Source organism: Acinetobacter sp. GW821-FHT01E09 (assembly GCF_059422385.1).
The window spans coordinates 1,149,564-1,162,114 of sequence record NZ_JBWKWU010000001.1; the positions used below are offsets into that span (position 1 = coordinate 1,149,564).

General features: G+C 39.5%; 11 protein-coding genes. 5 read left to right on the top strand and 6 right to left on the bottom strand.

Annotated elements, in window-relative coordinates; translation table 11 throughout:
* Nucleotides 1-27: 27 nt before the first annotated feature.
* From AC07U8_RS05310 to radA, 3 genes are all read right to left on the bottom strand, one after another.
* Complete coding sequence (locus tag AC07U8_RS05310; RefSeq protein ID WP_151802319.1) at nt 28-375, bottom strand: EF-hand domain-containing protein; 348 nt, start codon at nt 373-375, stop codon at nt 28-30.
* A gap of 184 nt (nt 376-559) precedes the next feature.
* Nucleotides 560-1,561: a Tim44 domain-containing protein gene (locus AC07U8_RS05315; RefSeq protein WP_494737447.1), complete on the bottom strand. Its 1,002-nt coding sequence runs from the start codon at nt 1,559-1,561 to the stop codon at nt 560-562.
* 555 nt (nt 1,562-2,116) lie between these two features.
* Nucleotides 2,117-3,502: a DNA repair protein RadA gene (radA, locus tag AC07U8_RS05320; RefSeq protein WP_004722416.1), complete on the bottom strand. Its 1,386-nt coding sequence runs from the start codon at nt 3,500-3,502 to the stop codon at nt 2,117-2,119.
* Nucleotides 3,503-3,781: 279 nt separating this feature from the next.
* On the opposite strand from radA, the gene AC07U8_RS05325 reads away from it, so the two are divergent.
* The 5 genes from AC07U8_RS05325 to AC07U8_RS05345 all read left to right on the top strand — a co-directional run bounded on the left by AC07U8_RS05325 (nt 3,782) and on the right by AC07U8_RS05345 (nt 8,286).
* Complete coding sequence (locus AC07U8_RS05325; protein ID WP_004819689.1) at nt 3,782-5,182, top strand: amino acid permease; 1,401 nt, start codon at nt 3,782-3,784, stop codon at nt 5,180-5,182.
* 155 nt (nt 5,183-5,337) lie between these two features.
* A complete protein-coding gene (locus AC07U8_RS05330; protein WP_004819690.1) occupies nt 5,338-5,568 on the top strand; it encodes a hypothetical protein in 231 nt (76 codons plus the stop codon).
* 33 nt (nt 5,569-5,601) lie between these two features.
* Complete coding sequence (gene lysA / locus AC07U8_RS05335) at nt 5,602-6,846, top strand: diaminopimelate decarboxylase (RefSeq protein WP_034617487.1); 1,245 nt, start codon at nt 5,602-5,604, stop codon at nt 6,844-6,846.
* A 13-nt stretch (nt 6,847-6,859) separates the two neighbouring features.
* The gene (gene dapF, locus AC07U8_RS05340; protein ID WP_004722412.1) at nt 6,860-7,705 is read left to right on the top strand and encodes a diaminopimelate epimerase; all 846 of its coding nucleotides are present in this window, start codon (nt 6,860-6,862) and stop codon (nt 7,703-7,705) included.
* A 152-nt stretch (nt 7,706-7,857) separates the two neighbouring features.
* Nucleotides 7,858-8,286: a DUF7832 domain-containing protein gene (locus AC07U8_RS05345; RefSeq protein WP_004819693.1), complete on the top strand. Its 429-nt coding sequence runs from the start codon at nt 7,858-7,860 to the stop codon at nt 8,284-8,286.
* Nucleotides 8,287-8,546: 260 nt separating this feature from the next.
* Here the strand turns inward: AC07U8_RS05345 and AC07U8_RS05350 are convergent, their stop codons facing one another.
* The 3 genes from AC07U8_RS05350 to AC07U8_RS05360 form a co-directional block, all read right to left on the bottom strand.
* A complete protein-coding gene (locus AC07U8_RS05350) occupies nt 8,547-8,924 on the bottom strand; it encodes a VOC family protein (RefSeq protein WP_034617484.1) in 378 nt (125 codons plus the stop codon).
* A gap of 257 nt (nt 8,925-9,181) precedes the next feature.
* Complete coding sequence (gene lon / locus AC07U8_RS05355; RefSeq protein WP_494737448.1) at nt 9,182-11,611, bottom strand: endopeptidase La; 2,430 nt, start codon at nt 11,609-11,611, stop codon at nt 9,182-9,184.
* A gap of 147 nt (nt 11,612-11,758) precedes the next feature.
* Nucleotides 11,759-12,343, bottom strand: coding sequence for a 5-formyltetrahydrofolate cyclo-ligase (locus AC07U8_RS05360; protein WP_494737449.1), 585 nt, complete (start codon nt 12,341-12,343; stop codon nt 11,759-11,761).
* Between the last annotated feature and the right edge of the window lie 208 nt (nt 12,344-12,551).

Genomic DNA, 12,551 nt, shown 5'->3' on the forward strand with positions numbered 1-12,551 from the left:
CTTAGGGTATATATGTTGAATGTTCACTTACCAAAATTTCCACCAAGCTTTATCTGGCCAATTGGCACAAGGGTTAGGTAATACATTGTAAATTTTGATAATTTCATCGTCTGTGAGTTTTCCATCTTGATTTTCATCTAGATAGTTAAATAATTTAATGTTTTTATCTTTGCCTTGAAACTGTCTGTCATCTGGCCAAGGATAGGGTTCAAAGTCTTTAACCTTTAAAAATTCATTGAGCTCAAAGGTATCATTCTTATTTAAATCATAGGTTTTATGGAATTTCTCCCAGTCTAAAGAAGCCGGATCACAGGCAAAGCTAAAGCTTGAAAGTGCGCTACAACTGAGAATGAGACTATAGATTATTTTATTCATTTGTTTTATCCCATTTTTTTAATTAGCTTTGATTATAAAGACAAAGTGATTTTAAACGAATGGCTGCATCTCAACAAAACTATTTCCGTCTTGATTTAATCTATTCGATAGAAAGTACTATATTTTTAAAACAAAAAAACAGTGCCGAAGCACTGTTTTTTAATTGCAATAAAATGCTATTCAATTAACTTTCTTGTTGAATTCCAGCAACTAACCAGTCTTGCGTAGACCCTGCTGGTTTAACAAAGTGCCATACTTCTGAGAACGGTACAGGTTGACTATTTAAGTCTTCGCTGACAGTGCCAGTAAAACGAACACTCACCACGTATTGTCCATTTTCTGTCGCGCTATCCAATACCAATGCATTTAAGTTTGAAAACTCAGCCACATCTTGATCTTGGTTTGCCATGATATCGCTGTACATTGACTGATAAAGATCGGCTGTTAAATAGCGTTGAATTTCAGCAATATTGCTCACTGAGTTCATTGACTGAATATGGTTAAAGCGTTGACGAGCAACACGCAAGAAAGCAGCAGGTTCAGTTCCATCCGGAAGTTGATTGCCACTTTGCATAGACGCTGCGCCAAACGGTGCTTGGGTTGTAGTACCACCATTGACAGACTGACCAAAAATATTGGTCGCGTCGTTTGAACTACGTGCCGTATTGTTTTGCCCAAATGGCGCAGATGTTGGACCTGTGCTATTTGGTGCATACGGATTATTGCTGGCTAATTTTTTTTTTGCGCCGAATTTGCGGAACAAGAAGAATGCAGCACCTGCGATCAGGATTAACCAGATCCAGCTTGGAATTCCACCTTTTTTCTCTTCTTGTTGAGCAGCTGCTTGTTGTTTCGCTAATTCAGCATCATTGGTTTGTGCTTGGGCATTACCATTATGATCATCAGCCATTGCATTTGCCGCAATCGCACCTACTGCTGCACCTGCAACACCAGCAGCAACCATTTTACCTACACCAGAACCTGATTTTTGTTGTCCAGGTTGAGCAGGCGTTGGTTGTTGAGCAGGCGTAACTTGTCGAGGTTGAGAATAAGACTGACTTGAACTCGAAGAACGGCTCATGCCATGGCTTTTACCACCACCTGCACGTTTTGCTTCAGCCAAAGGTGCTACAGCCAAAGTTGCCATTAAAATACCTGCGACCAAGCCGCGCTGTCGAACTTCCATTGAATCTACCTATATTAAAAAAATATGTTGATGAATATGAGTGCAAGCACATTACTGTAATTGCTTTTCATAGTTCTCTTTATGCAGTCTTTTTAAGAGAATTTCAATGTTTTTAAGATTTATTTGCACATATATTCACATAAACATAACGAATATATTGCTGGGCTTTTAAAGTCCAATACGGATTTTCTAATCTATTGAAATAATTAAAACTATCAATTTAAAAAGGCTTTTATCATATCGGTGGAATTGTGCTGTGATATACAAATTTAATGCAGCAATTTATGACAAAAATTCTCATGATTTAATGGATAATTTATAGCGTGTAGTAGCCAGTCTTTTACCTTTAAATTATTTGAATAAATATCGATCGATCAATCCGTTATAAAAATGATTAAAGCAAAACTGTTGTTTTAACTTTAGTCAGAGATTTAATTTTTATTAGATCTGTGAGGGTTCATTTAATGAGGGAGAAGAGGAAATTTTTTATTTAAGCTCTCTATCAAAGCAAGCTTACTTCCTTGTAAGGCTTGGTGTTATTTTATCACGTGATAATTAGACCTCATCACTCAATTGCATGGCTTCTGTTAATGCCTCATGCAGTCGAGCCACTGCAATGATTTGTACACCTGCAATAGGCTTTTGTGGTGCATTGCCTCTAGGTACGATGATGTATTTAAAACCATGTTTTATGGCTTCTTTTAAGCGTTCTTGCCCATTGGGAACAGGGCGTATTTCACCTGATAATCCCACTTCACCAAACACAGCCAATTGTTGCGGTAAAGCTTTAGAGCGTAAACTTGAAGCACAGGCCAAAAGTACCGCAAGATCAGAACCTGTTTCGGTAATTTTTAAGCCACCCACGACATTGACATAAACGTCTTGTCCAGATGTCTGTACACCACCATGGCGATGCATAACCGCAAGCAACATATTTAAGCGGTTTTGTTCTAAACCCAGTGCGACCCGACGCGGTTGTCCATGCGCGTCATCAACCAGTGCTTGAACTTCAACCAATAATGGCCGTGTACCTTCACGACTGATCATCACCACTGAACCGGGAATCGCTTCATCATAACGACTTAAAAAGATGGCAGACGGATTGGCGACTTCTTTTAAGCCCTTATCTGTCATGCCAAATACACCAAGTTCATTGACCGCACCAAAACGGTTTTTAACAGCACGAATCATACGATAGCGGGAGTCAGATTGCCCTTCAAAATACAGTACACAATCGACCATATGTTCAAGTACACGTGGACCGGCCAAGGCACCTTCTTTGGTGACGTGACCAACAAGAAATAACGCTGTACCACTATTTTTTGCAAATCGAGTCAATAGTGCAGCTGACTCACGAATTTGCGAAACACCGCCGGGAGCAGATTGTAAGGTTTCGGTATATAAGGTTTGGATTGAGTCAAGGATGGCAACAGCAGGGCGCAATTGTGCGAGGGTATCACAAATTCGTTCTACACACGTCTCAGCCATGACTTGTAATTTATCGGTAGCTAAGTCAAGACGATTGGCACGTAAAGCCACTTGTGAAAGTGATTCTTCCCCTGTGACATAGAGCGCTGAATTCTTCGCAGCAGCCATATGGGTTGCGGTTTGCAACAGAATCGTTGATTTACCAATACCGGGGTCACCCCCGATCAGGACGACAGAACCTGTGACTAAACCACCACCAAGTACTCGGTCAAACTCGCCTATACCCGTAGCTAAACGTGTTTCATTGGACACGGTAATCTGGTTAAGCAAGGTGACATTGGCTGCTTGTCCAGCATACCCACCGCCCATAGGTTTGGCACGATGTGATACGACAGGTTCAATGCGCACTTCAGTCAGAGAATTCCATTCACCACAGTCTGAACATTGACCTGCCCATTTTGGATGGTCTGTACCACATTGTTCACAACGATAAACAGTTTTGACTTTGCCCATTTTGAGTGCGTTCACCTTTTGAATGATGTGCTGAATGTACCAATAGCGCCATTGAAATACAATTTTTTGCTTAACATCTCGCCAAAAACTATTTTGGCACGTAAACTGCAAATCGAAGGAACGGTAAAAATAAGAAAGGTAAGGGATAGTCGTATGACTATTAAATAAGCTAAAAGATGAAAAAACTTAGATATTTTAAGTATTCATTGAAAAAGGCTTTTTTATTTTTTTTGTTTTAAGCTACTTTTAAACAACGAAATCTGAGAGAAGAATATAACAATGTCAAATGAAAACCTCAGTTCTTCTGCGGAAACAGGTGAACTAGCAAGAAGTTTATCGAATCGTCATCTACAATTAATTGCAATTGGTGGTGCGATTGGTACAGGCTTATTTATGGGTTCAGGGAAGACGATCAGTCTTGCGGGACCATCCATATTATTTATTTACATGATCATTGGTTTGATGGTTTTTTTCGTCATGCGTGCGCTTGGTGAACTGTTACTTTCAAACTTGCAATACAAGTCATTTATTGATTTTTCTACAGATTTGATCGGACCATGGGCCGGCTATTTTGTCGGATGGACTTATTGGCTGTGCTGGATCACAATTGGTATCGCAGATCTATCTGCAATTATCTATTACTTACAGTTCTTCAATAATGGGGTGCCCTTTACCCCAACTGAAGGGGCAATGATCAGTGTTGCCGCAATCTTCTTTATTTTAGGGTTGAACTTAGTCACAGTAAAACTGTTTGGTGAATTGGAATTCTGGTTTGCACTGATCAAAATTATTGCCATTGTGGTGTTAATTTTGGTGGGTTTCTGGATGATTTTTACCGGCTTTACTTCGGCAGCAACAGGTCAAGTAGCGTCATTTACCCATCTTTGGGATCATGGAGGAATGTTCCCGAAAGGCTTTGAAGGCTTCTTGGCAGGCTTCCAAATCGCCATTTTTGCTTTTGTCGGTGTTGAACTTGTTGGTACCACCGCAGCAGAAACCAAAGATCCAGAGAAGAACCTACCTAAAGCAGTTAACTCAATTCCAATCCGTATTATTTTCTTCTATGTATTGGCGTTAGTGATTGTTATGTCAGTTACACCATGGAATATGATTGATCCTAAAGTTAGCCCATTCGTGAACTTATTTAGTCAAGCGGGAATTGCTGCGGCTGCAATCATTATGAACTTGGTGGTACTTTCTTCTGTAATGTCTTCAATGAACAGTGGTGTATTCTCAACAAGTCGTATGCTGTTTGGTCTTTCTCGTGAAGATCAAGGTCCTAAAGCATTTGGTCTGTTAAATAAACGTGCAGTTCCAGCGAATGCTTTATATTTCTCTGGTGTATGTCTATTGGGTGGTGCGGCATTACAATACTTTGTTCCAAATACAGTCGAAGCATTTACTTTAGCAACCACACTGTCCACGATCTTGTTTATCTTGGTATGGATCATTATTTTGTGGAGTTACTTGGTGTACTACAAAACACGCCCAGAACTTCATGCAAAATCAGTGTTTAAATTACCAGGTGGACCGATTACTTGTTATATCGTGATCATTTTCTTTGTCGGTACGATTGGTATTCTTGCATTAGAACCAGATACAATGAAATCATTGATGGTCAGTCCGATCTGGCTCATTATCCTTGCGATTGGTTATTTCTGTTTTTATAAGAAAAAATAGTCATTAACGATTTCAATGATATTGATAAGAAAACGTCAGTAATTTACTGGCGTTTTTTTTATTCTCATTTTAAGCTTTAAGGCTTCCGCTTTGGTCTATATTTTAGATTCAAGGTATAAGGTATACTGACGAAAATTTTGGAAATAGGTGAACAAATGCGTTTTGCAATTTGTGGCATCGGTTTAGTTTTAGCAAGTGCGGTGTTGGTGGGTTGTGGTCAATCAGGCAATTTGCAGTTGGCAAACAGTCAAGACTATGACAAACGTGCCAAATATTTGCTTTATTCAAAAGATGCCAATAAAGCTGCCCAAAGCAAGGCAAAAGTGCAAGATCAGACAGCCATTGCAGATCAATCTGTGCCAGCGTCTCAAGCCACTTCAAACTAAACCTAATTACACTTTCATTGAAAGGATAGATTCATGAGTTTCTCCCGCATTCATGGGGTATTGCATGCAGAGCAATGTTCTTTAGATCAACTCGCGCAGCAATATGGCACACCGCTTTATGTTTATTCAAAGGCAACTTTTGAAAAGCATTATTTGGATATGGATCAGGCATTTAGCTTTATCGATCATCAAATTTGTTTTGCGGTGAAGTCAAACTCAAATCTTGCGGTATTGAATGTATTGGCAAAATTAGGCTCAGGCTTTGATATTGTTACAGGTGGTGAGCTTGCGCGAGTCCTTGCCGCAGGTGGAGATGCTACAAAAATCGTATTCTCAGGTTTAGGCAAACAAGAAGCAGATATTCAAAAAGCCCTAGAAGTGGGGATTGCATGCTTTAATGTGGAATCCCATGCTGAACTTGATCGTATCCAGAAAGTTGCGGCAGGTTTAGGCAAAAAAGCTCCGATTTCGTTACGGGTAAACCCAGATGTAGATGCGAAAACCCATCCGTATATTTCGACAGGTTTAAAAGAAAATAAATTTGGTATTCCATCAGATTCAGTTTTTGAAACCTATCAATATGCGGCGTCTTTACCCAACCTTGATGTGATTGGGATCGATTGTCACATTGGTTCGCAATTAACTGAAACACAACCTTTCGTAGATGCGCTTGACCGCGTCATTATGATGATTGCAAAATTAAAAGAATTGGGCATCCAGCTGAAACACATCGATATTGGTGGCGGTTTAGGGGTGACCTATAAAGATGAAACACCGCCAAGTGTTGCAGAATATGCCAACGCAATGCGTCCAGCTTTAGAGAAATTAGGCTTAAAAGTCTATATGGAACCGGGGCGGAGTATTTCAGCAAATGCTGGGGTATTGGTGACGAAAGTTGATTTGTTAAAACCAACCAATTATCGTAATTTCGCAATTATTGATGCTGCAATGAATGACTTGATTCGTCCATCGCTTTACCAAGCGTGGATGGACATTCAAGCTGTGGTATCGCGTACAGATGTTGAAGCAAAAACTTGGGATATCGTGGGTGCCATTTGTGAAACAGGCGATTTTCTCGGTAAAGAACGTGAACTTGCCATTCAGGAAAATGACAATCTTGCTGTTTTAGGCGCAGGTGCGTATGGTTTTGTTATGAGTTCAAATTATAACAGCCGTGGTCGTGCTGCTGAAGTCATGGTCGATGCTGACCAGTCGTATGTGATTCGTAAGCGAGAAACCATTGAATCACTTTGGGAAAATGAAAGCTTATTGCCTTAAGGAGCCATTTTAAATGTTATTAGAATTTACCAAAATGCATGGTCTGGGCAATGACTTTATGGTGGTTGATTTAATCAGCCAGCGTGCATTTTTTGATGCGATGACCATTCGCCGTTTGGCTGATCGCCATTTCGGGATTGGTTTTGATCAACTGTTAATTGTTGAACCACCAGATTTTCCCAATGTTGATTTTAAATATCGTATTTTCAATGCAGATGGTTCTGAAGTAGAGCAATGCGGCAATGGGGTGCGTTGTTTTGCACGGTTTGTTTATGAACGTCAGTTGACCAATAAAAAGCGTTTTAAGGTTCAAACCAGTGCTGGTATTGTCGAACCTGAGTTGGGTGAAAATGGTTGGGTGCGTGTCAACATGGGCTATCCAAAATTTTTACCCAATGAGATTCCATTTCTTGCAGAAGAACCAGATGCATTGTATGACATTGCATTGCAAGATAATGAATTACTGACTATTGATGTGGTCAATATGGGCAATCCACATGCGGTGACAATCGTTCCCGATGTTTTAACTGCAGACGTTGCCAAAATTGGTCCTCAAGTAGAAGCACATGCGCGTTTTCCGCAACGAGTAAATGCAGGCTTTATGCAAATTGTTGATGAAAAGCATGCGCGCTTACGTGTGTTTGAACGTGGTGTCGGCGAAACGATGGCATGTGGTACAGGTGCTTGTGCAGCCGCAGTCTCTGGAATGCGTCGTGGTTTACTTGCCAATAATGTCGAAATTGAGTTGGCTGGTGGTAAATTACAAATCGAATGGAAAGAAGGCGATGTGGTTTGGATGACAGGGCCGACTGCAACCGTTTATGAAGGTCGTTTAGATTTACGTTATTTCCAAGGTTGATCTGCTTTTCTTTTTACAGCTTAGAGCAAAGCCCTGAATTAATTTTGGGGCTTTTTTTATCTTTAATTGCTTAGTTTTTGGATTAAAAAATATAAAATAAGTGTTTATACTGTTTAAAGATCTAAATAAATAATCACAAGGAAAAATAAATAATGGCAATAGATCGTATTGATTGGCATGGCGAATCCGCAGAGCAAGCAGGCTTTCCATATGAAAATGGTGGGACACATATTGGAATTTATTTAGCCTGGATTATCAATAACCAATTGGAAGGTGAGTTTCATCAAGAAGAAAGTGTTGATGAATTAGAACAAGTCCGCACACGTCAAATGACTGGACGGCAGTTTTTGATCAATATGTGTGATGAAAAATTTTGGGAAGAAGATTTAAATGAACAAGGCTTTGAATTTACCCAAGCCTATTATGAGAGCCATGAATATTTTAAAGATTATGATGAAATCTTAGTTGATGCTAAAGGTTTGACAGATACCTATGCTGTGGATGATACATGGGATAATTATGATTTGATGGCAGTCGTGATTAGTCAAAAATATGCACAATGGCAGCAGAACCGGTCATAAATCTATGCGCTTTAAGCCAATAGATACTTTCTCTAAGATAAGCTTTTGTAATCAGTCTCTAATTTACCCATAAAAAAACACAGTCCAAAATGGGTAGGACTGTGTTTTAACGTAGATCTGTCTGGAGACCAAATCAACGTTAAGTAACCACACTTACAGCGCGCATACTTGTATAATTTATATATGAGGATACTTGTGTATTTTTCAACCAGTTCAGTTGCCAATTTTAAATTGGCAATAGTCGTTATGTTCACTCATCATTAATTCATTGAGTGAATACCGAACATATTGCCTTCAGTATCAATGGCTAAAACAATATGCCCATGAGGCCCAATCGACATTTTTGTTTGATGAACTTGACCGCCAGCGGCTGCTACTCGGGCTTCTTCAATGGCACAATCCTCACTACTAAAATAAACAATTGTACTGTTTCCACCAGCAGAAATGCCTTCCATTTTAACCAATGAGCCTGTTGCGCCGTATTGGCTCATATCCGATGGAAATGTCCACATTTCCACTGATGAATCGTTTGGATCACTGAGTAAACTCAGCTCAACACCAATCACCGTTTGATAAAATAATTTTGCCCGTGCCATATCATTGACATAGATTTCGAACCAACACACTGGATTTGACATAAACGTGTCCTTTTATTTTGCTGTTATCGGTTTTATAACCATACATGGCTGTATTTATAAGCTTAAGGGCAGTTGAGCCTTTAAACACTATTTTTAGACTTTATTGTGATTAGCTTATGACAAACTTAACTCAAGCGTAGCTGTATTTTGTAAATAAGTTTATTTTTTAATCAAAATTATAAGGAAAAATTTAGAGAAACAATAGATTATAAACACAAAAAAAGAACGCCGAAGCGTTCTCTTTTTCGATCATTGGATCAATGACGTGCAGCTTTTTTGCCTTCATCAACCGCTTTAACGATTGGTGCTTTGACCAATGGCGTAGGTTGTTCAACCAAAGCAAGTGGAAGAATCTCATCGATGCTTTTCACTGCTTTAATTTCCAAACCATCTTTCACGTTCTGAGGAATTTCAGCTAAGTCACGAACGTTTTCGTGTGGGATAAACACCAGTTTAACGCCACCACGATGAGCTGCTAAAAGTTTCTCTTTTAAGCCACCAATACGCATTGCTCGGCCACCTAAGCTGGTTTCACCTGTCATTGCAATATCAGGACGAATTGCAATCCCTGTGAATGCCGAAACCAGAGCAGTGGTTAATGCCAAACCTGCAGATGGTCCATCTTTCGGTGTCGCACCTTCAGGTAAGTGAACGTGTACATCAGTTTCTTCAAAACGAGAAGCTTCAATACCCAATTCATCAGCACGTGTACGAACCACAGTCATTGCCGCAGTAATCGACTCTTTCATTACATCGCCGAGTGAACCCGTGGTAATAAATTTACCTTTACCTTTTACTGCTGCAACTTCGATAGTCAATAACTCACCACCGACAGAAGTCCATGCCAAGCCATTTACACGACCCACTTGAGCTTCTTCTTCCGCCATACCGTAATCAAATTTATGCACACCTAAATATTCAGGTAAGTTTTCAGCAGTGACATCAATATGTAAGTTTTTCGCTTTCTTACTGACTGATTCTTTTACCACTTTACGTGCAATCTTAGATACTTCACGTTCAAGGCTACGTACACCAGCTTCACGGGTATAACGACGTACAATGTCACGAATCGCTTCTTCATGAACAGTCAATTCTTTGCCACGTAAGCCATTGTTCTTGATTGCTTTTGGAACAAGGTAACGATCAGCAATATTGACTTTTTCGTCTTCGGTATAACCCGGCAAACGAATTACTTCCATACGGTCCAATAAAGCCTCAGGAATATTCATGCTGTTTGCAGTACAGATAAACATCACTTCAGACAAATCAAGATCAAGATCTAAGTAGTGATCGTTAAACTTGTTGTTCTGTGATGGATCAAGTACTTCAAGCAGGGCAGAAGCTGGATCACCACGATAATCCTGTGCCATTTTGTCCACTTCGTCGAGCAAGAACAGTGGGTTCTTAACGCCAACTTTGGTCAATGACTGCACAATTTTACCCGGCATCGCACCAATATAGGTACGACGATGACCACGAATTTCTGCTTCGTCACGGACACCACCGAGTGCCATACGAACGAATTCACGACCAGTTGCTTTGGCAATTGATTCCCCGAGTGAGGTTTTACCAACACCAGGAGGACCAACTAAACAAAGGATTGGACCTCGAAGTTTTTTCACGCGTGATTGAACTGCTAAGTATTCAACAATACGTTCTTTAACTTCATCCAAACCATAGTGGTCTGTATCTAAAATTTCCTGAGCTTTTGCTAAGTTAATGCTGACTTTGCTGGCTTTATTCCAAGGCGTATCTAAAATAGCCTCAATATAGTTGCGTACAACAGCTGCTTCACTTGACGCAGGTTGCATTGCTTTGAGTTTACGGAATTCATTTTCAGCTTTTTTACGCACATGTTCAGGTAAATCAGCTTCCGCTAAACGTTTTTCAATTTCAGCAACATCATCTTCCGCACCACCATTCATATCGGAAAGTTCACGCTGAATGACTTTCATCTTCTCATTGAGGAAGTATTCGCGTTGGTTCTTTTCCATTTGGCGTTTTACAGAGTCATGCAATGTTTGCTCAATCTGTTGTTCTTCAGATTGTTGCAATAAATAAGTCATCAGCTCTTGTAAGTGTGCTTCAAACTCATCGTGCTCTAGGAATTTTTGTTTTACATCGATATTTAAAGGTACACGGGTTGCAACAAAGAACAACAATTGTAATAAATCGTCGATTTTATTTGCTGCTGCAATCAATTCACGTGCATTACGTAATTTGGCTTCTGCATACTGTGAAAACAGTGCACGTAATTCTTCTACACGTGTTGCTTGAGTATCTTTATCTACAGATATGGTCATTGGGCTTAATGCATGTTCAGCCGATAAGTATTCATCATTGTCGATGATTTCAACCAGCTTAGAACGATGTAAGCCTTCAATCAGTACCTTGATACAGTTTTCATCATTTTCATGATTCACAACTTGTACAATCTTTGCGACGGTACCATATTGATATAAGTTGTCGTGATCAATTTCTTCTGTAAGCGAATCTTTTTGCGCAACTACAAATACTAAATTGTCACTGTTACGAGCCACATCAACTGCATTGATCGATTTTTCACGACCCACAAATAGCGCAATTTGCATATGTGGGTACACAACCACGTCACGCAACGCTAAAAGCGGTAATACACTTGGAACCTGTGGCTCTAAGTTTTCTTGATTCATAATAATCTCAGACATGGGCACTCCTAATGAGTGACAACGGTGTTGCCATGTTTTTTATAGTGATGTGTATTTCAAAAATTACAAGGGCTTTGCCAAATAAAAAGTTTAAAAAATCGCAACTATTTGATTAACAATTAAACCTATTTACATTTATTGGTCAAATTAACGGCGAAAATAATAGGTTTTTGCTGGGGTAATTAAGCTATCTAAGGGCTGATCCCATGGATTTCTTTTTAGCTCATGGGTGAGTAACTGAAAATTATGCGCTAAACCAAGCCGATGTGGGCGGTGTGTAGCTGATGCAAGCGTTCGATCATAGAAACCGCCTCCCATACCCATACGACTACCTTTTAAATCACAAGCCAATAAAGGCATGATCACCAGATCGAGTATTGAAATATGTTTAGCACGACTTGCCATAGGTTCTAACATCCCAAGACGATGTAAAGAAAAGCGTCGATTGCGAAACTGCCGATTTGATATTTTGACCCAAACCAGTTTTTTGTTCATATTGCAGATCATGGGCAAATACACGATTTTTCCAATCGCACAGCAATATTCGATAAGCAATTTGGTTTGAATTTCACCAAAAGCATCTAAATATAATCCGATTTTCTGCGCATTCAAAAAATGGCGATGGCGTAGCATCTGTTTAAAGCATTGCCGTTCAATCGTTGTGTGTTGATTACGGGTCAGCTTTTGTCGTTGTTGTCTTAAAGATCTACGCAGTTGTGAATTTTGATCCATGTTCTGAATGCTAAAACTAAACTGTTGCCAGTATACAATGAATTGATAAACAGCATTTATAAGGAAATGATCAAGATGTTATTTTGATTATCTTTTATTCATCAGAGTTTGCGATAAATGGGTGGTTTTAAGCTATTATTCTAATCGTTTGATAAAACAAGATTAAATATTGATGTTCTACATTTTAATTCCAGAGTATCTATTCTGA